Source organism: Jannaschia seosinensis, from assembly GCF_001408515.1.
Classification (GTDB): domain Bacteria; phylum Pseudomonadota; class Alphaproteobacteria; order Rhodobacterales; family Rhodobacteraceae; genus Jannaschia; species Jannaschia seosinensis.
Genome location: NZ_CYPR01000206.1, coordinates 17,739 through 37,067, shown reverse-complemented (window position 1 = coordinate 37,067; position 19,329 = coordinate 17,739). Strand labels below are relative to the sequence as shown.

The 19,329-nt window shown below is 66.1% G+C and carries 19 protein-coding genes and 1 pseudogene; 11 read left to right on the top strand and 9 right to left on the bottom strand.

The features are described 5' to 3' along the window. Nucleotides 1–398: 398 nt before the first annotated feature. Together JSE7799_RS20085 and JSE7799_RS20670 are read right to left on the bottom strand one after the other, a co-directional pair. Nucleotides 399–1,354: pseudogene (locus JSE7799_RS20085) on the bottom strand (transposase); the annotation flags it as partial. Next, a complete protein-coding gene (locus JSE7799_RS20670) occupies nt 1,267–1,665 on the bottom strand; it encodes a hypothetical protein (RefSeq protein WP_144431755.1) in 399 nt (132 codons plus the stop codon). The pseudogene JSE7799_RS20085 and the gene JSE7799_RS20670, both read right to left, overlap by 88 nt. Nucleotides 1,666–2,080: 415 nt before the next feature. On the opposite strand from JSE7799_RS20670, the gene JSE7799_RS15725 reads away from it, so the two are divergent. Continuing rightward, the gene (locus JSE7799_RS15725) at nt 2,081–3,016 is read left to right on the top strand and encodes a cation diffusion facilitator family transporter (RefSeq protein ID WP_055664455.1); all 936 of its coding nucleotides are present in this window, start codon (nt 2,081–2,083) and stop codon (nt 3,014–3,016) included. A gap of 346 nt (nt 3,017–3,362) precedes the next feature. After that, nucleotides 3,363–4,109: a flavodoxin family protein gene (locus JSE7799_RS15720; protein ID WP_055664454.1), complete on the top strand. Its 747-nt coding sequence runs from the start codon at nt 3,363–3,365 to the stop codon at nt 4,107–4,109. A 316-nt stretch (nt 4,110–4,425) separates the two neighbouring features. On the opposite strand, the gene JSE7799_RS15715 is transcribed toward JSE7799_RS15720, so the two are convergent. Continuing rightward, entirely contained in the window at nt 4,426–5,394 is a 969-nt protein-coding gene (locus JSE7799_RS15715; RefSeq protein WP_055664453.1) for an IS1595 family transposase, read from the bottom strand. 256 nt (nt 5,395–5,650) lie between these two features. Here JSE7799_RS15715 and JSE7799_RS20665 point away from each other — a divergent pair, with 256 nt between their 5' ends. Both JSE7799_RS20665 and JSE7799_RS15710 read left to right on the top strand, forming a co-directional pair. Then, nucleotides 5,651–5,875 (top strand): hypothetical protein, encoded by a 225-nt coding sequence (locus tag JSE7799_RS20665; RefSeq protein WP_222101788.1) that lies wholly within the window; start codon nt 5,651–5,653, stop codon nt 5,873–5,875. 100 nt (nt 5,876–5,975) lie between these two features. Further along, on the top strand, nt 5,976–6,563 hold the full coding sequence (locus tag JSE7799_RS15710; protein WP_055664466.1) for a VOC family protein: 588 nt from the start codon (nt 5,976–5,978) through the stop codon (nt 6,561–6,563). Between the two features lie 54 nt (nt 6,564–6,617). Here JSE7799_RS15710 and JSE7799_RS15705 read toward each other — a convergent pair whose 3' ends face one another. From JSE7799_RS15705 to JSE7799_RS15695, 3 genes are read right to left on the bottom strand one after another with little or no spacing between them, the layout of a single operon-like run. After that, nucleotides 6,618–8,798, bottom strand: a complete 2,181-nt coding sequence (locus tag JSE7799_RS15705; protein WP_144431756.1) for a xanthine dehydrogenase family protein molybdopterin-binding subunit — start codon at nt 8,796–8,798, stop codon at nt 6,618–6,620. Between the two features lie 44 nt (nt 8,799–8,842). Then, the gene (locus JSE7799_RS15700) at nt 8,843–9,823 is read right to left on the bottom strand and encodes an FAD binding domain-containing protein (protein WP_055664451.1); all 981 of its coding nucleotides are present in this window, start codon (nt 9,821–9,823) and stop codon (nt 8,843–8,845) included. Next, complete coding sequence (locus tag JSE7799_RS15695; protein WP_083480634.1) at nt 9,820–10,347, bottom strand: 2Fe-2S iron-sulfur cluster-binding protein; 528 nt, start codon at nt 10,345–10,347, stop codon at nt 9,820–9,822. Before JSE7799_RS15695 ends, JSE7799_RS15700 begins: the two co-directional genes overlap by 4 nt. Before the next feature lie 189 nt (nt 10,348–10,536). Here JSE7799_RS15695 and JSE7799_RS15690 point away from each other — a divergent pair, with 189 nt between their 5' ends. The 4 genes from JSE7799_RS15690 to JSE7799_RS15675 all read left to right on the top strand — a co-directional run bounded on the left by JSE7799_RS15690 (nt 10,537) and on the right by JSE7799_RS15675 (nt 14,043). After that, complete coding sequence (locus JSE7799_RS15690) at nt 10,537–11,289, top strand: dienelactone hydrolase family protein (protein ID WP_055664450.1); 753 nt, start codon at nt 10,537–10,539, stop codon at nt 11,287–11,289. A gap of 331 nt (nt 11,290–11,620) precedes the next feature. Beyond that, complete coding sequence (locus JSE7799_RS15685; RefSeq protein WP_055664465.1) at nt 11,621–12,190, top strand: hemerythrin domain-containing protein; 570 nt, start codon at nt 11,621–11,623, stop codon at nt 12,188–12,190. 20 nt (nt 12,191–12,210) lie between these two features. After that, nucleotides 12,211–13,224, top strand: coding sequence for an aldo/keto reductase (locus JSE7799_RS15680; protein ID WP_055664449.1), 1,014 nt, complete (start codon nt 12,211–12,213; stop codon nt 13,222–13,224). Nucleotides 13,225–13,296: 72 nt separating this feature from the next. Further along, a complete protein-coding gene (locus JSE7799_RS15675) occupies nt 13,297–14,043 on the top strand; it encodes an MBL fold metallo-hydrolase (RefSeq protein ID WP_245624913.1) in 747 nt (248 codons plus the stop codon). Nucleotides 14,044–14,091: 48 nt separating this feature from the next. Here the strand turns inward: JSE7799_RS15675 and JSE7799_RS15670 are convergent, their stop codons facing one another. The 3 genes from JSE7799_RS15670 to JSE7799_RS15660 are packed head-to-tail and all read right to left on the bottom strand — an operon-like array spanning nt 14,092 to nt 16,075. Then, nucleotides 14,092–14,877 (bottom strand): metal ABC transporter permease, encoded by a 786-nt coding sequence (locus tag JSE7799_RS15670; RefSeq protein WP_055664464.1) that lies wholly within the window; start codon nt 14,875–14,877, stop codon nt 14,092–14,094. A gap of 2 nt (nt 14,878–14,879) precedes the next feature. Then, on the bottom strand, nt 14,880–15,602 hold the full coding sequence (locus JSE7799_RS15665) for an ATP-binding cassette domain-containing protein (protein WP_055664447.1): 723 nt from the start codon (nt 15,600–15,602) through the stop codon (nt 14,880–14,882). Next, nucleotides 15,599–16,075 (bottom strand): transcriptional repressor, encoded by a 477-nt coding sequence (locus JSE7799_RS15660; protein WP_055664446.1) that lies wholly within the window; start codon nt 16,073–16,075, stop codon nt 15,599–15,601. Before JSE7799_RS15660 ends, JSE7799_RS15665 begins: the two co-directional genes overlap by 4 nt. Before the next feature lie 61 nt (nt 16,076–16,136). On the opposite strand from JSE7799_RS15660, the gene JSE7799_RS15655 reads away from it, so the two are divergent. From JSE7799_RS15655 to JSE7799_RS15645, 3 genes are all read left to right on the top strand, one after another. Next, nucleotides 16,137–17,072: a zinc ABC transporter substrate-binding protein gene (locus JSE7799_RS15655; protein WP_055664445.1), complete on the top strand. Its 936-nt coding sequence runs from the start codon at nt 16,137–16,139 to the stop codon at nt 17,070–17,072. Nucleotides 17,073–17,156: 84 nt separating this feature from the next. After that, nucleotides 17,157–17,831 (top strand): ImuA family protein, encoded by a 675-nt coding sequence (locus JSE7799_RS15650; RefSeq protein ID WP_055664444.1) that lies wholly within the window; start codon nt 17,157–17,159, stop codon nt 17,829–17,831. Next, nucleotides 17,719–19,329, top strand: coding sequence for a Y-family DNA polymerase (locus tag JSE7799_RS15645; RefSeq protein WP_055664443.1), 1,611 nt, complete (start codon nt 17,719–17,721; stop codon nt 19,327–19,329). Before JSE7799_RS15650 ends, JSE7799_RS15645 begins: the two co-directional genes overlap by 113 nt.

The window sequence follows — 19,329 nt, the reverse complement described above, 5'->3', positions numbered from 1 at the left end:
CCCTCAAGGGGGCGGGATTGGCAGCCCGGTCATGCAAAAGCGGAGCGGTTGGACAAGCTTTGATGTGCAGTCGCAGGGCATCTGCGGCCGGGCGGTCCGTTTCCCGCACATATTGCCGGAAATGTGCAGCCGACGACAGGGGTGCCTCCTTTGATCGCAATGGCGAGTGCTCCGGCAGAGCCGCCGGCGGCCGGATTTCACACTGCGTTCGATCAGAATTTTGCTGAGAGCCTGTCGTTGGCGGCGCAGGTTATCGAACAGATACAACCCTTCTTCAACCAGCAGCGGTAAGGAATTGTAGAACGCACCCCTCCGTATAGACGAGCCGAGACACCCGCAGAACGCTTCTGTTGCACAAAAGCCCGGAGTGGAGGTTCACCTTTACCCGGAGGATCTCGTCCCATGGCCTCGGTGACTGGGATTCCAGGTGCGGTGTGGCGGTTCATGATGGCGATGCGGAGCTGGGTCTGCGCGGGCTGTGGGGCAAAGCCCCGCGCCGTGCCCCGCCCGAGTGATTTCGTGCAGAGCATCCTAGCCTCCGGCACGGCATCGGCGGTGGTGCCCGTTCCGGTGTCGCCAGATCGTTCGGCCGAGGTATTTCGACGCTCGGGGAGCTTCGTTTCCGGCCGGGGCGCCGCTTGCGATCTCCTGGTCCACCGGGATCCGGTTGAGAAGGTCGGGCAGGACGTTCGCGGCGCGCTTGAAGCGGTGGCGCTGCGCGGCCGACCATCGCCGACATGGCTCCCGTTCGCGTTCGCGGGCTCTCTCGGATCGTTGGCGTTCGCCCGCTCACTCGCGAAGGCCCGAACCTCCAGCGCTTCCGTATCGATCCCGAGAGGGATCTTGCGCCGTGAGCCATTCCGCGCCCCAAATCCGAGCGACCATGGCGAATGCGCCGTTTGGGCCCGCCATGCTTGCGCGCGTACCGCCCGTTTTCACCCTCGACCTCGATGCCGGTGCTGCCCACTGCCCGACAGGGCATTGCGTAGCACTGCCCCGAGAGGAAATCAGCAGATGCAGCGGGCCCTTGGGCCCGGCGAGAAATCTTGACGGCCAAGGTTTTCCGGCGGCCGGACAGCGTGCTGAAATCGGGCACGGTCCAATCGAGCCCACCAAGCGCAACAGGCTCGCGGCGGTGAGGCTTGCCAAACGGCGTCGGGCGCAAGGGCATGCCGAGTAGCACCTTCACCGTCAGACAGACCTGCCTGGCAGCGTCGCCGGAGGTCCGCTGGCGGCCAGGCCGACCTGCCGGCGCGGACTCCCAGTTCATGATGGTCCGCCGAGCCTGTTCAGCCCATGAGCGCCGGACAGGCGCAACTTTAAAACTCTCGCCAATGCGCTTCCAGCGGTACAAGCAGTACTGATGCCAGTTGCCATCAACTGCTTGATCCTACGGCTGCTTGCTGCAAATCCAGCTATCAGGCAGTAGATGCAGTCGCCGGAACTCCTTACTGTCCGGCGCATCATGGCTCTCCGCTTCGCTCTAGCTGTCTGCAACACCGCCTCGTGATCCGTCAGGGGACGGTCAGGCGGCAGCACCAGCGCTATGTTGTTTGTCGCCGCGAGCATGGGCGACGGAACATCGGCGTCCGGCGGCCTTGATGTTAATCCGATGATTTCGGCGAACCGGAAACTCTCCTTGGCGTAGGGAACACGCGCGGCCATGATCGGCTCTTGGCTCCCCTTGTCGTTCCCCAGTTTTCAGCACCCCGATCGCCTCAACCGAGCCCGCGTCGTCAAATGTCGCCCAAGGGCGGCGGTTGCGACCCCGGTGCCAAGCTCGCCGTTTCGCCGCCCTTCCCGCGCCCTCCCTTTGCCGCAGCCTTGGATTCGGCTTCCCGTGAAATGGCGCATCGGACGCCTTTGAAAGACGTCGCTTCGAGACCCGCCGTAAGCGAGATGTCGTCAGTCTCCAATGTTGCGCCCACTGCGGAAAGGCGCGGCAAATGCGTTCGACGATCGTTTCGCGGCTTTGAGTTGCTTCGACGACTTTGCGCTCCTCCACCGGACCGGGAGGCAGGTTGAACGAAGAGTGCGGTTTGCGTGTTAAGAGCGGACAGGAAAACTGAGGAAAGCGCCGATGCCACATGCTCACGGCCACGCTCATATCGATCCCAAATCCGGTGACCGGCGGGTCTCGATCGCGATCTGGGCGAATGGCCTTCTGACCGTTGCGCAAGTCGTCGGCGGCATTCTGTCCGGCAGCCTCGCCCTGATTGCCGATGCGCTGCACAACTTTTCGGATATGGCCTCGCTCGTAATCGCCTTCGCAGCGCGCAAGATCGCCCGGCGGCCCGCCGACCAGAGCATGACCTTCGGATACGGGCGGATCGAGATCGTCGCCGCTCTGATCAACTATACAACCCTGATCCTCGTTGGCACCTACTTGATCTACGAGGGCGTGATGCGGATGATCGACCCGACCGAGGTCGCCGGCTGGGCCGTGGTTATTATCGGAGGCGTTGCATTGGCGGTCGACACGCTGACCGCGCTCCTGACCTACTCGATGCAGAAGGGCAGCGTGAACATCCGCGCGCTTTTCCTGCACAACCTTTCGGATGCTCTCGCGTCAGTTGCCGTGATCGTGGGCGGTGCGCTCATCATCCTTTACGACATGCGATGGGTCGATCCGGCGATCACCATCGGTATCGCGCTTTATATCCTCTATCTCGCCATCAGCGAAATCGGGAGCCCGATCCGTACGCTCATGCTGGGCAGCCCCCCCGATATCGACGGCGAGAGGGTCATCAAGACATTGCGGAGTACGGACGGTGTCCAGGACGTTCATCACGTGCATCTGTGGCAGATGCAGGAGCATGAAGCCGCGCTCGATTGTCATGTGGTCTTGAACGAAAAGGGCTGGGCGCGGATTCCGGAGGTAAAGGCCGAGATCAAGCAGCGGCTTGAGGACCGCTTTGACATTACCCATTCGAGCCTCGAATTCGAGCATGCCGAGCACGCGCATGAGAACGCTGCCCTCTACGGCCATGGCGAAGCGGCAGCGAAAGAAACCTGACGTGATTTTGGAACCCCTCACGCCCTAGGGTCCTGCCATCAAATTGTTCGCCCATCCCGAGATGCCAAAAAGCGAAATGGTCCGGCACTCGGTTTCCTGCCCAACCGTGTCGCCCAGGGCATTGCCGTTCCGGCGGATAGAAAGTTGCAGCGCGACGCGCCTTGAGGATCATATGTATCCGGAGATGCGCAACCTTTGTTCTTCCGCCGGAGGCGCGGCTATTGACTGGATCTGAAACTTTGCCGGTAACGTGTTCCACACTCGCCTCCGCGAACTTGGAACAGGGGATCCGTCTCCGGCGCTGTCCCTCTGCATGCAGTTAGGCAAATCAACGGGAGGAGACGCCATGACGTTGAGCGAGAAACAAGCCGCCTTGTGCGAAGAAAACGAAACCGATTTTTCCGACCTGCGGGCCGTATTCTTCAACTGCACGCTGAAGCTCCCCGACCAAGCCTCGCACACGTCGCTGCTGATGGATGCGTCCGCCGAGATCATGCGCAAGAGCGGGGCCGCGGTGGAAGACATTCGCATGACCGCCCACAACGTCGCCTTCGGAGTGCAGCCGGATATGCGTGAACACGGCTGGAATCATGACGATTGGCCAGACTTGTGGCCCAAGGTCGCGGCGGCGGACATTCTCGTAATCGGCACACCGATCTGGCTGGGCGAACAATCCTCGATCTGCCGGCTACTGATCGAACGCCTCTACGCGATGTCTGCGATCCTAAACGAAAAGGGGCAATCCATCTTCTACGGCAAGACAGGAGGCGTGGTGGTCACCGGCAATGAGGACGGGATCAAGCATGTCGCGATGAACGTCCTCTACTCCCTGTCGCATCTCAGCTATGCAATTCCACCGCAGGCCGATTGCGGCTGGATCGGCGAGGCCGGACCGGGGCCAAGCTATGGCGACGACGGCGCAGGCTTCGACAACGAATTCACGCAGCGCAACACCACCATCATGACCTGGAACCTGTTGCACATGGCGCGGATGCTGAAGGACGCCGGCGGTATTTCCAACCACGGCAATGACCGCAATGCTTGGTCTGCGGGCTGTCGTTTCGACTACGAGAATCCGGAACATAGAAGCTGAGGCGGCGTAGGCGACTCTAACGATCCAATGATCTTCCCCTCCCACGCTCGCTTGCTCCCGGATGCGGGAGGAGAGCCTTTGGGCAATGCAAAGGGAGGAGCGACCGGATTGCTATCCGTAGGTGCGGAGTGGGATCGGCAAATTTTGTCGAGCGGCCAGATCATGACTCCAGGGCCGGGCGGCAAGATTCGCCTGCCTAACGACGACAGCGGCCTCACCCATATATCGTAATGCGCGAGTAAGGTGCTCTGATGCGGGGCAGGAGGCTTGTCCTGCTTACGTTCGAGGTCCAGGCGACACACGATTTGCGGCGGTGTCAGCAAACCGTGTTTGCGCGGGGGCCTGATGCGAGGAGCAGCCTGAGGACGTCAAGGTAATCCCGCTGGTCGTTGTCCCGGGCGGCGTGCCAGCGGCCGTAGGCGGCGAGGTTCTTTGCGGAGGGGCTACAGAAGGGCTTCATGAAGGTGCGGAATCGGCCGATGAGGGCATTCACGGTGTTGATGTGATGGCTGCGCGGGGTGCGTTTCGAGCGCCGGCCGGCGTTGAGCGCAAAGTGCGGGATGCGCTCGTCCCTTGCGATCCGCGCGTAGGTCGCCAGGCCGTCGGTGCAGAGGACCGCGTCCCGCGCCATCACTGGCAGAAGGGCACCGGAGATCGCCCGCTGGCCCGCGTCGGTGATCGCTTCGAAGACCCGGTGGCCGCCGCGATCGGTCGCCGGTAGTCTTGCCAGCGCAAGCGCGGCGGCACGGGGACGTTGGCCGGATCGCGCCGGTGCCGGACCCACTCCCGCGACGCCTTTCGGCTCTCGCGCTTCGTCGGCCTCGACGATACCGGCGAGGGTGCCGTCGGGCTCCGGCGCCAAGGCGCCGATGATCGTCATCCGCCAGCGCCAGATGCTGTGGCGCGACGTGTCCAGGACCTCGGCCCCGCGGCGGCAGGACATCGGCTGCGGCGCCTCGATCATGTCGCGCGCCAGTGCAACCACGAGGTCGGGGCGGTGCACCCGGGCGAGCGGCGTGTCGCTGCGACCGGACCAGGTCGCCCCGCAGCCCGAGCAGTTCCATCGCTGCGCGCCTGTCCGGGTTCGGCCCCAACGGATGCGCTCGTCGCCGCCGCAGCGCGGGCACGAGCTCGCCGGACCACCCGCCTCGGCACGGGCATCAATCTCCAGGACGGCCTCGGCCCGCTTGCGCGCCTCGGCAACAATCCCCTCGACTTGGCGCAGCTCCTGCGGTGTCAGGCGGGCAAGCATGCGGCTGAACTCGGCCGGATCGAAGTGGGACATGGCGGGTCTCCTGAGGTCTCGGGACCTCGGACTCTATCCTGCTGCCGCATAAGAACAAAGACGGAACCAACACGGTTTGCTGACACCGCCCGATTTGCCCTGTGAATGATGCAGCCGGCGCTATGGCAGATTCTAGCGTCAGGTCCGCGACTGTAAGTGGCCAATTCCGCAATCGGTATGGGCAGCCTCGCGGCCTCTATACTCTGCGCCGGCGCAGATGACGCAACGCAAGAATCTTAGCTCCCGTGTTGTACAATTGACCGAGACGCGCACCATAACTGTTTCGGGTACAAATTCGGAGAAGCAGACGGGGACGGCTGACTCCGGCGACGCCAAGATTATCGTGAGTGCCGCCGCTATGCCTCCCGATAGCCGCGCGCTGCCGCACATCGATACCGCGCGGATGATCGTCGCGCGGCATCGCGAACTAAACTACCGTTCCGATCGGTTGGTCTTCGCCAAACTGAAGGCCACAGGCTAGGGTGCCGCAATCGTGTGAAGGAAAAGCCTTCTCGCCTCGGGAATACGCGGCCCGGCCCCGCGACGCGAACGTTACAGGGAGGAGACGCATGAGCCAGAAGATCCGCAAGCTTCAGGTGCAGGGGGTGCATCACATCACCCTTGTCGGGGCCGACCGTCAGACGTCCATCGATTTCTGGGAAGGCGTGCTCGGCATGCCCTTCATTTTCGACCAGCCGAACCTCGACGATCCGTCGCAGGGGCACCTCTACTTCGACCCCGGCGATGGACGGCTCATCACGATCTTCACCTCGGAGGACCGCAAGCCGGACCGCAGGCGGACACCGACCGATCCCGGCTGCGTGCACCACATCGCATTCTCCATCAGTCAAGCGACTTTCTGGCAGGTGGTGGAGCGTCTCGACGCGCGCGGCATCAAGCATTCCGGGCCGAAAGACCGAGGCTTTATGGACTCGATCTACTTCTCGGATCCACTCGGCCTGACGATCGAACTGGCCAGCTATCGGTTCGAGCCGCCGGAAGGATGCCGCCATGCCGACGTGATGATCGAGGCGCATCGGATCCGCGTCGCGCGAGGCGACAATCACATCCAGCGCGAACATCTCGCCGACGCGATCGAACTACTGGTGGAACGGACGCAACAAAGCCTGTCAACCAGCCGCACGGCAGCAGATCCTTATAGGAATTGACCCGAAAGCCCGTTACGGGCCGTGCCGGCGCCCCACAAGGACGCCGGCGCCGGCTCAGGTGACGTCCGGAAGATGCGGAAAGATCTTGTCCGGCGTGGCGGGGAAATCGCGCACCCGCACACCGCAAGCGTTTCGGATCGCGTTGCCGACCGCCGCCGCCGCGCCCGATATGCCCAACTCACCGATCCCCTTGGCCTGAATCGGGTTGGCCTGATCGTCGCGCGTATCCTCAAGGAGCATCGCGTCGAGCTGCGGCACGTCAAGACTGACCGGGATATGATATTCCGCGAGGTTATGGTTCACGATGCGCCCGTCGCGCGGATCGTGCATAATTTCCTCGGTCAGCGCGCTGCCGATACCCCAGATCATGCCGCCGTGGCACTGGCTGGTGGCCGTCTTCATGTTGAGCACCCGTCCGATGGAGAACACGCCCAACATCCGGTGCACCCGAACCTCGCCGGTATCGCGGTGTACCCCGACCTCGGCGAAATGCGCACCATAGCCGGCGATCGAGAAGTTATCCTCCGTCTCGCCGGGCTTCACGTGACCCTCGGCCGACATCGGCGCCTCGACCAGATCGGTCAGAGCGACTTGACGGTTGCCGCCGGTGGCACGCCCATCGCGCAGGGTCAGATCGTCGGGCGCGACCTCCATACGCTCGGCCAGATGCTTTCGCACGCCCTGACAGGCCAGGAACACGGCCGATCCGCAGGATTGCGCGCCGAAGCTGCCACCCGAACCGGACGATTTGGGAAGATCGGAATCGCCGATTTGAACCTCGACCTTCTCGCGCGGCAGGCCCAGCATTTCGCCTACGATCTGCGTGAGGATCGCATAGGAGCCGGTGCCGATATCGGTCATGTCGGTTTCGCAAAGGGCGGTGCCGTCGGGGCGGAGTGTGACGCGGGCGATCGACTCTTCCATCATGTTGGTGCGGACGGCGGCGGCGACGCCCATGCCGACCCACCAATCCCCTTCGAGCCGCTCGGCCATACCGCGCCGTTGCGACCAGCCGAACCGCTCCGCACCCTCGCGCAGGCAACGCTCCAGCGCCCGTTCGGAATACGGCTGCCCGCCTTCGGGAGTGGTGTCGGGAATGTTGCGGATGCGCAATTCGACCGGATCGATGTCGGCAGCCTCGGCCAACTCGTCCATGGCACATTCAAGCGCGATCATCCCGACCGCTTCTCCCGGTGCGCGGACCGACCCGGCACAGGGACGGTGAATCCGGGCCACCTCATGGGTGAAACGCCGGTTGGCGCCGCCATAGAGGAAATGCGTGCCCTGCGCGGTCGGCTCGCTGAAGGCCTCCCCCGGCAGGTTGGACACACGGTCCTCATGCGCCAGCGCAGTCATAAGTCCATCGGCGTCACAGGCCAGCCGCATGCGCTGCGTCGTCTCGGTGCGGCGCATGGTCATCTCGAAGACCTGATCGCGCGCCATCACCACGCGCACCGGCCGGCCCAGTTCCCGCGCGGCATGCGCGGCGGCCACGGCCTCGGGCGCGATGCCGAGCTTGGAGCCGAAGCCGCCGCCGACATAGGGCGCGTGAATCCGGACCCTGGCCTCGTCCACGCCAAGCGAATCGGCAAGTTCGGCCACGTTGTGCTTGAGCATCTGATAGGAGCCGCGAAGCTGCAGCCGCCCGTCTACCCATTCGGCGATGGAGGCATGTGGTTCCATCGGTGCGGAACTGTGCGGGGCGGTCGTGTAGGTCGTGTCGATAGCGACGGGAGAGGACCGCATCGCCCCTTCGAGGTCGCCTTGATCGAGTTGGCTCGCCTTCGGCTTGTCCACCTGCGAGGCGGCGTTCGGATCGACCTCGGCAACTTCCTCCTCATAGGTAACGACGAGGGCCTGCGCCGCATGGCGCGCCTGCTCGAAGGTCTCCGCGACAACCAGAGCAACCGGCTGGCCGAAATAATCCACCTTCGGCAGGATTTGCTCGGGCGCCTGATGGGCCTGACCCTGCGCCGGATTCCGCAGGAGGGGGTGTCCCGTCATCACGCGGATCACGCCAGGCATCGCCTCGACGGCCTCGGCCTTCATCCCGATGACGCGACCCTTGGTGATCGTGGCCCGGACCAGAAACCCGGTCACGAGGTTCTCGGGCAGGGCCTCGGCCGCATAACGTGCGGTGCCGGTGACCTTCAGCGGTCCGTCGGGCCGGTCCATGGCGGTGCCGAGAAGCCCCTGCACGGTTCGGTCCAGAACGGGCGGCTGCGCCGCATCCATGGTGAGCGCGACGTCGAAGTCGGCATTACGGGGAGTATCATCCATCACGCAGCCCTTTCGCAAAGCTCGCGCAGCGCCCGGCGCAGGGTCCGGCGTGCGAGGGGGATTTTGAAATCGTTGTCACCATGGCCCTTGGCGTCGGCCAGCAGAATGTCCGCTGCGGCGTCGAAGGTCTCCGTGCTCGGTGCCTTTCCGATCAGGGCCGTCTCGACCGCTTCATTCCGCCATGGCATCGGCGCGAGGCCACCGAAGGCGAGGTTGGCGGACGTGATGCGTCCGTCCTCGACGGCGACGACTCCTGCCACGGAGACCAGCGCAAAGGCGTAGGAGGCCCGGTCGCGTACCTTGACATAGGATTGCGCGCCCGCCGGCGGCGGGGGCAGGATCACGGCGGTGATCAACTCGCCGTCCGATAGCACGGTCTCGATATTCGGCGTATCGCCGGGCAGGCGGTAGAGGTCGCCCAGATCCAACTCGCGTCCGCCATCCGGGCCTTCGGTCACGACCCGTGCGCCGAGCGCGCGCATCGCGACGGCCATGTCCGAAGGATGCGTGGCGATGCAATGATCCGACGCGCCAAGCACTGCGAGAATGCGATTGCGCCCCTCCATCGCCGCGCATCCCGTTCCGGGGTCGCGTTTGTTGCAAGCAGCTGCCGTGTCGTAGAAATAGGGGCACCGCGTCCGCTGCAGCAGGTTACCGCCCGTCGTGGCCTTGTTGCGTAACTGGACCGTCGCGCCCGACAGCAATGCCCGCGACAGCACCGGATAATGCGCGCGAACCGTAGCGTGGTTCGCAAGGTCCGAATTCGTCACGAGGGCACCAATCCGCAGGCCACTCTCATCCGTCGCCTCGACCTCGTGCAGATCGAGGCGCGTGACGTCCACCAGCGCTTCGGGCGCCATGACCTCCAGCTTCATCAGGTCCAGAAGGTTGGTCCCGCCGGCCAGAAACGTCGCTCCTGCGGCCGCGCGCGTGGCGGCATCGCTGGTCGTGTCGGCGCGGGCATAATCGAACGGTCTCATTCCGCAGCCTCCTTCGTTGCGTTGCGGGCATCGCGAACAGCGGCGATTGCCTCGCGGATCCGGGGGTAGGCAGAGCAGCGGCAGAGATTGCCGGACATCCGCTCCGCAATCTCCTCGTCGGTCAGGGTAGGATCGGCGTCGAGCGTTTTGGACACGTAGGAGGGCCAGCCCTCGGCCGCTTCGCGCAGCATCGCCTCGGCCGACATGATCTGCCCGGGCGTGCAGTAGCCGCATTGGTAACCGTCATGCGTCACGAAGGCGGTCTGCAGGGGATGCATGTTCTCGGGCGTGCCCAGACCCTCGATCGTCGTGATCTCGTCGCCGTCATGGGATGCGGCGAGCGCGAGACAGGAATTGATGCGCCGCCCGTTCACCAGAATTGTGCAGGCGCCGCACTGGCCGTGATCGCACCCCTTCTTGGTGCCGGTGAGGCCCAGCTCGTGACGCAGCGCATCGAGAAGCGTGACCCTCGGATCGAGTTCCAGCTTCCGCTCGGTTCCATTCACAGTGATCGTGACGTCCATGCTGCGCCTCCCTTGTCCGACCCGCTGAACCCCGCTGCCGCGCGATTGTTCCGCACCGCGACATCGTGACGGCTTCCGGTTGCCGGGCCTCGACGCGGTGGGTTGGAATGCGCGCTCGCCTCGAAACTGGGATGCGCGCCCGGCTGCGCTACGTTCACGCCTGTCACCCGATTGCAGGAGGTTCACCCCATGAAATTCGCCGCCGCCGCCCTTATCCTCGCCGCCGCGCCCGCCGCCGCCGAGATCGTCGCCGAGCCCTATGGCTACACCGTCGACGGCACCGAATTCGAAGGCTTCGTCGCCTATAATTCCGACCTCCCCGAGACGCGCGGCACCGTCCTGATCGTGCATGACTGGGACGGGCTGACCGAGTACGAGATGCGCCGGGCTGAGATGCTGGCTGCGCTCGGCTACACGGCCTTCGCGATCGACGTCTACGGGGCGGATCGCCGTCCGACCTCCATGGAGGAGAACCGGCAGTTTTCCGGCGAACTCTATGAGGATCGTGAAATGTTCCGTACGCGTCTCATGGGCGCGGTGTCGGAGGCCGCAGAGATCCCGGGCGCGTCCGACGCGGCGGTGATGATCGGGTACTGCTTCGGCGGTGCGGCCGTTCTGGAGGCTGCGCGCGCGGGCGCGGACCTCGCCGGTTTCGTCAGCTTCCACGGCGGGCTCGGCACCCCCGAAGGCCAGGATTGGTCGGCCACGACCGCGCCGGTCGCGTTCTTCCACGGCACCGCCGATCCTGTCTCGGGGCCCGTAGAGTTGGCGCAGACCCTGACGGAACTCGAAGCCGCAGACGTCCCCCACGAGGCGGATATCTACGGCGGGGCGCGGCACAGCTTCACGGTCTTCGGATCGGACGATTACGATCTCGACGCCGATCAAGCCTCTTGGCTGGGCCTGCAGATGTTCCTCGAGCAGCATCTGCGCGGCGCCTGACGCGGATAGGGATGACGGCTCCGCTTGTCCCGCTCGTCGCCCCGTTTGGCGGCGCATCGGGCTTCCAAGGGGGCGGATTAGGCGGCGCAGGTGTCGCGCCCGCGCCGCCTGAAGCGATGACGCATCCAAGTGATCCATTTGCGGCGGAGATTGCTGCGCAAGTTGGACGAGCCGGTCCCAAGGTGTTCAAGCTCCACCCCTCGCGGGACCAACAGGCGGCCCGCGATTGCGGTGCGTCTGCCAACAACAGATGTGCGAAGGCGGACCTCGTCCGCGGCGGCCATTCACGCCACCTCTTCGTCTTCGTACAGGATTTGCCGTGGAGGACCTGATGACCGACCTCGACCTCACGAAACGTCAGGGACTTCCCGATGCGCTGCGTGCGCTTGCGGAGGAATATCCCCGCACTGGCTGGTCGGAGGCGGGGCCGTTTCGCAACCTGATCACGTTCTGGCTCGACAAGCACATGTCGTTCCGCCACCTGCTGGACCGGCTGGAGGCCGACGGGCAGGCTGCGCTCGATGGCGCCGATCCGGCGGCCTACCGTCACTCGCTCGCGCGGCACGGCGGGCTTCTGGTGAACGAATTGCACGGTCACCACACGATCGAAGACACGCATTATTTCCCGGTCCTTGAGCGGACGGATCCCGTCTTTGCCAAAGGGCTCGAAATCCTCGAAGCCGATCATCACGCTCTCGACGGTTTGCTGCACGAACTGACGGACAAGGCCAACGCCGTCCTGCGGGAGCCGTCGGACGGCAATGCGTTGCGCGACCATGTCGGTGCGCTGCAGGCGGTTCTCGGCCGCAGCAATCCGATGCTTCTGCGTCATTTCGAGGACGAGGAGGATCTTGTCGTCCCCGTCCTCCTCAAACACGAACCAGCCGCGCTGGCCTACTGACCCCGAACGGAGACCGAACCATGAGCGTGACACAGCAATCCGATGCCCGCTCCGCCGGGTCCTTTGCCCGCGCCGGCTGGTCGGTCTCCCGGGTCGGTTTCGGCGCCTGGGCCATCGGCGGCACCTGGGGGCATGTCGAGGAGGCCGACGCCAAGGCGGCCCTCCATGCCGCACTCGATGCCGGGGTCGACTTCATCGACACGGCCGATGTCTACGGCGACGGCCGCTCGGAGCGGATCATTGCGGAGGTGCTTGAGGCGCGCGGCGGAGAGCGGCCGATCGTGGCGACGAAACTGGGCCGCCGGCTCGATCCTCACGTGGCCGAGGGCTACAACGCCGCGAATATGGAGGCGTTCGTCGACCGCAGTCTCGCCAACCTGCGCACCGACCGGCTCGACCTCGTGCAACTGCACTGCCCGCCGCAAGCCGTCCTCTACGACCCGGAGGTGTTCGGGGCGCTCGACGACCTGAAGGCCAAGGGCAAGATCGCGCAATACGGCGTGTCGGTCGAGAAGGTCGAGGAGGGGCTGAAGGCGATCGAGTGGCCCGGCGTCGTCTCGGTGCAGGTGATCTACAACCTGTTCCGTCAGCGCCCGGCGGACCTGCTGCTGCCTCGGGCGGCCGACAAGGGTGTCGGCATCATCGTGCGCGTGCCGCTGGCTTCGGGCCTGCTGACCGGCAAGATGACCCGCACCACCAGTTTCGAGGCCGACGACCACCGCAGCTTCAACCGCGCCGGCGAAGCCTTCGACGTGGGCGAGACCTTTGCCGGCGTGCCCTACGAAACCGGGCTCGAGGCAGTCGAGGCCCTGCGCCCGCTTGTGCCGGAGAACGCGACGATGGCGCAGTTCGCCCTGCGCTGGATCCTCATGGAGCGGTCGGTCGCCACCGTCATCCCCGGCGCCAAGAATGCCGATCAGGCCGTCGCGAATGCCGAGGCTGCCGCGCTGCCCGCCCTGTCCGACGAGGTGATGGAGGCTGCGCGCGACGTCTACGACCGGCTGATCGCGCCGCATGTCCATCAGCGTTGGTAGCGCAACGGGCCCGAAACTCATCTTCAGCCACGAAGTATAGGAATCACCGCCATGTTCACACGTCGCACACTCATGAAGCATTCCCTCGCCGGCGCGGCCGGTCTGACGATCCTGCCCTACGGTGCGCGCGCCGCGGCGCATGACGGCGACGTCTTCGAGACGCCCGCCGGGCCGGTGACTGTGCATCCGGTCAGCCACGCCTCCTTCGTCATGGAAACGCCGGCCGGCACGTTCTGGGTCGATCCGATGGGCGAGCTTTCCGCCTATGAAGGGCTTCCCCGGCCCGATGCGATCCTCGTCACCCACGAGCATGGCGACCACTACGATCCGGCGCTGCTCGAGGAGGTTGCAGGCGACGTGCCGATGATCGTGAACCCGGCCGTTGCCGGAATGCTGCCCGAGGGGCTGGCGGCGAACGCAACCGCATTGGCCAACGGCGAAAGCGGCACGTTGATCGGCGTCCTGGTCGATGCGGTTCCCGCCTACAACATCACCGAGGGGCGGCTCGACTTCCATCCCGAAGGGCGGGACAACGGCTACGTGATCGGGCTCGACGGCTTTACGGTCTACGTCTCGGGCGACACCGAGGACATTCCCGAAATGCGCGCGCTGGAGGGGGTCGACCTTGCTTTCGTAAGCATGAACCTGCCGTTCACGATGGATGCCGAAGCCGCCGCCGACGCGGTCAACGCGTTCGCGCCGACCTACGTCTACCCTTATCATTACCGTGGCCGGGACGGGGGCACGCAAGATCCGCAGGCCTTTGCCGAAATGGTCGACGAGGCCGTCGAGGTGCGTATGGGCCCTTGGTACGAGTAACCGAGAACAGGGGGCGGCGACGGTCGCCCCCATACCCGGATCGTGTCGTCAGCGAATGACGCCGCGAAGCTGCGACAGGACGAAGGCCAGCGCTGTCCAGCAGACGATGCTGGGTCCCGTCGGCGTGTCGAACTCCCACGACATCCAGATCCCGCCCAGAGCCGATGCGCCGCCGATCAGCGCCGCAGTGGCGGCCATTGCCTCCGGCGTTCGCGTCAGCCCGCGCGCCGTCGCGGCGGGAATGACCAGGAGCGCACCGACCAGCAAAGCGCCCACGACCTTGATTGCGGCCGCCACCAGAATCGCCAGCGCAACCGTCAGCAACAATTCCTCCCGGCGGGGATTGACGCCTGCGGCATGGGCCATGTCCGCCCCGAGCGTCGCGATCAGAAGCCGCGACCAGCGCCAGGCGAGCAGGGCCAGAACGATCGCCCCGCCCCCCCAGATCAGCGCGAGATCGCGTTCCCGCACCGCGAGGATATCACCGAAAAGATAGGCCGAGATGTCGATCCGCACCGAGGGCAGGAACGAGACCGCCACCAGCCCGAAGGCCAGCGTCGAATGCGCCATCACGCCGAGGCCGGTATCCTGTCCCAGACTTCGCGCCCCGAACGCCCACAGCGCCAGTGCCGCCGCGAACGCGACGACGAGGACGCCCCCGAAGACGGGCACGTCCAGAACCAGCGCCAGCGCGACGCCCAGAATCGAGGCATGGGCCGTGGCGTCGCTGAAATAGGCCATCCGCCTCCAGACGACGAAGCAGCCGAGCGGCCCGGCGACAAGCGCAACGCCCAGTCCGGCCGCCGCCGCGCGCATGACGAGACTGTCGAACAGGATCACTCGGCGGCCTCGTCGTGGCGGTGTGTATGTTCGTGCCGATAGAGGGCGAGCGCGCCCTGCGTGCCGCTTCCGAACAAGGCGCGGTAGGCCGGGGCCGACGCGACATATTCCGGCCGCCCGTCGCAGCAGACATGACCGTTGAGGCAGATTACCCGGTCCGAGGCCGCCATGACGACGTGCAAGTCATGGCTCACCATCAGGACGGCGCAGCCCGTCTCCGCGCGGATGGCGGCGATCCGCTGATAGAAGCTGGCGGTGCCCGGCTGGTCGAGACCCTGCGTCGGTTCGTCCAGGATCAGGAGGTGAGGATCGTTCAGAAGCGCCCGCGCGAGGAGAACACGCTGCATCTGGCCGCCCGACAGGGTCGCGAGTTGTGAGGAGGCGATTTCCGCGACATCGGCACGCGCCAGCGCGGCCTCGACCGCCGCCTTCGGCGCAGCGTCGGGAAGGGCCATGAACCTGCGGACCGTCATCGGCAAGCTCCGGTCCACCGGCAGCTTCTGCGGAACGTAACCGATCCGAAGGCCCGGCCGATGGATGATCCGGCCGCCCGAGGGGCGAACCGCCCCGATCACCGTACGCAGCAAGGTCGACTTGCCCGAGCCGTTCGGCCCGACGACGGTGATGATTTCGCCGGAATCGATTGACAGGTCGACATCGTGCAGGACGCGCCGGCCATCATATCGCACGTCGAGGCCTTCGATCGTAAGCAGGCTCAAGTCGCGTTTTCCTGACAGGTCGGGCAGAGGCCTTCCGCTTCCATGACGGCGCGTTCGACGACGAATCCGCTGTCGCGGGTGGCGCGGCCGAGGGCGGTGTCGTCTTCGGCATGGGTCTCCGCGACGCGGGCGCAGGTCCGGCAAATCAGCAGGACGGGCGCATGTCGCTGTCCGGGAACGGCACAGGCGACGAAGGCGTTCAGGCGCTCCACACGATGCGCAAAGCCATGCCCCGTCAGGAAATCGAGGGCCCGGTACACCAGTGGCGGCTGCGCCTTCACGCCGTCGGACTTCAGGATGTCCAAAATGTCATACGCCCCGATCGCGCAGTGCCGGCTCAGCAGGATCTCGAGCACGCGGCGGCGGATTGGAGTCAGCCGAAGGCCATTCTCCGTACACCGGGCATCCGCCGCGGCGATTGCGGCTTCCACGCAATCCGCGTGGTCATGACGTTCGAAGCCGATCGGTACCATGGAGGAGTTGATATGTTATACTATAACGAATAACAAGCCGTGCAGATATGAGGGGGGTCCGATGTCGTTTTTCCGCTTGTTCAGCCTGATGACGGTCCTCGTGGCCGGGGCGTCCTCCGCCCGGGCCGATGTCGCCGTCGTCACGGATATCGGACCGGTCCACTCGCTCACCGCCGCTGTGATGGAGGGGGTGGGCGCGCCGGTGCTGATGCTTCCGCCCGGCCTGTCGCCACATGACCATACCCTGCGGCCGTCCGGGGCGCGCGTACTTGAATCCGCCGATGTGGTCATCTGGTCCGGTGAGGCTCTGGCGCCGTGGCTCGGGGGCGTCGTCGATACGCTCGCGGAGGATGCGATTTCGGTGGCGCTCCTTGATCGCCCCGAGACGGAGCAGGCCAGCAGTCAGGGTCGTGGAGCGGCCGAGGCGGACCCGGATCACGAAGCGCATGAAGATGAGCACGATCACGAGCAGGAGCACGATCATGGGGCGGAGCATGCCTGGCTCGACCCGGTGGTTGGCAAGGCTTGGCTGAACGTCATTGCGGAAACGCTGTCGGAGGCCGACCCGCTCAACGCCATCGTCTACGAAACGAACGCGGCGGCGGCGGCCGCCAAGCTCGACACGCTCATCCGGGAGGTCCAGGAGCAGCTCGCTCCCGTGCGGGGGCGCGGTTTCGTGGTCTATCATGATGCCTATGCACCATTCGAAGCCCGCTTCGACATCCCGTCCGCCGGGGCCATCGTCGAAAGCGAGGCCGCGCCACCCTCGGCCGCGCGGATCGAAGCGATCCAGACGCGGATCGCGGCCGGCGATGTGGTCTGCGTCTTCGGGGAGCCTCAGTTCGAATCGCGCCTCGCGACCCTGCTGGCCGAGGAGGGGAACATCCGGCTCGGCACGCTCGACCCGCTGGGTGCGACGCTGAAGCCGGGGCCGGAACTCTATCCCATGCTGTTGCGCAACATCGCGAATTCCCTGTCAGAGTGCCTGACGGAGTAATCAGGCGAGAAGGGGACTCGACAAGAGCCCCCTCGGTAATAGAACATTATGTGAACATGTAGTGATTCTTCGAAGGTCCGCCGCATGACGGAACCGACCGCTTTCGCCTTTACCGAAACGTTCTCGAATGCGCGGGACGGGGCGGGGACCGGTCTGGTCCTAGCCCAGATCGACGCCGCGGTGGCGAAGTCGGCGCGTCCCGGAGGGCCGATCCTGTGGGTGCAGGATGGCCGCGCGGCGCAGGAGGGCGGGCTGCCCTGCCTTCGGGGGATCGGCGAAACGGGTTTGCGTATGCCCATCCTGCGGATCGCCGCGCGCAATGCGGGCGAGGCGCTCTGGGCGATGGAGGAGGGACTGGAATGTGCCGCGATATCCGCCGTCGTGGGCGAGATCTGGGGCAATCCCAAGGTGCTCGACTTTACCGCCACCAAACGGCTCGCGCTGCGGTCGCGCCGCTCGGGCGTGCCGCTCTGGCTGTTGCGGATGGATGGCGACGCGGCATTGTCGGTGGCGCCGAATCGCTGGCGCGTGATGCCGGAGCCCTCGACTGCCAACACCTTCGACATCCGTGCGCCGGGACGGGCGCGTTGGCGGGCGGAATTGTTCCGGGCGCGCGACCGGCCGCCCGGCACATGGGTGGCCAGCCATGACCGGGCGGCGCATCGTGTCTCTCTGGCTGCCCCGCTTTCCGATGGCGCTGTGGGAGAGGGCGCAGGCGAAGGCCCCGCGCCAAGAACTCGCGCCGTGGGAGACGGCTGAAACCGGACCGGACCCCGACGCGCCGCTCGTTCTGGCGGTGGAGGGGACGCATGGCTCGGTGATCCATGCCGCCAACGATGCGGCGCAGGCGGCCGGCGCGATGCCCGGCGCGCGCGTGGTCGATGCCCGGGCGATCTGTCCCGAATTGCAGGTCGCCCCCGCCGATCTCGCCGGCGACGCCGAGGCCTTGCGCCGTCTGGTGCATTGGGTGCGCCGGTGGTGCCCGTGGTCGGCCGCCGACGGGGCGGACGGGCTGGTGCTCGACACGACCGGATCGGATCATCTCTGGGGTGGAGAGGATGCGATGCTAGCCGACATGGCCGCGCGGCTGGCCGATCTGGGGCAGGAGGTCCGGCTTGCCGTCGCGCCGACCCACGGGGCCGCCTGGGCGCTGGCGCGGTTCGGCGACGGGCGCGAGATCTGCGGCGGCGATGCGCTCCGGGCGCGGCTTGCGATGCTGCCGGTCGGCGCGTTGCGGCTCGACGGGGAAACGCGTCTCGTGCTGCGCCGGCTCGGACTGAAGCGAGTGGGTGACCTGATGCTCATCCCCCGTGCCACGCTGGAGCGCCGCTTCGGCCGCGACGGCAAGGCGCTGACGACGCCGCTGCGCCGGCTCGACCAGATGCTGGGCACCCTGCCGGAGCCGGTCGTCAGCCCCGCGCCCGCGCGCCGGTTTCGGACGATCCGCCGTCTGGCCGAGCCGGTGATGGATCCGCAGCCCCTTCTGCCCGAGGCGCTCGGCGCGCTCTGTGCCGATCTCGCGGCAGCCGGGCAGGGGCTGCGCGGTCTGCGGCTGGAGCTGTTTCGCGCTGACGGCCATGCCACCCGGATCGAGGTCGGTTGCGCACAGGCCAACCGCGATCCGGCCCACCTGATCCGCCTGACGGCGCGGCACTTCGAGGAGCTCGATGCCGGCTTCGGCTTCGACATGCTGGCCGCCGAGGCGCTGCGTCCCGAACCGCTCGCCGCCGCGCAAGTGCGGCTCGATGGCGGGATCGACGCGGAGGTCGCGGTGGCCACGCTGATCGACCGGCTCGCGGCCCGGCTCGGGCGCGATGCGGTACAGCTGCCCGACCCGCAGGAGAGCCACCTTCCCGAGCGGGCCGAAGGCTGGACCCCTGCCATCGATGCCCTCAAGGGACGCCGGGCCGATCTGCTCGCCCCCGGGGGCCTCGGCGGCGGCGGCATGGTGGCGCCCCGGCGCGACCGGCCGGTCCGCCTGCTGCGTCACCCCGAGCGGATCAAGGTGCTCTATGCCGTGCCCGAGGGGCCGCCCGTGCGGTTCGAATGGCGGCGCAAGCCCTATCTCATCCGCCGCCATCAGGGGCCCGAGCGCATCGCGCCCGAATGGTGGCGCGCCCGGCCCGGCACGCGGATGCGCGACTATTACAAGGTCGAGGTCGAGGAGGGCGCGCGCTACTGGCTGTTCCGCGAGGGGCTGGTGAGCGACGGGCGCGGCGGCGACCCGGAATGGTTCCTGCACGGGATGTTCGCCTGA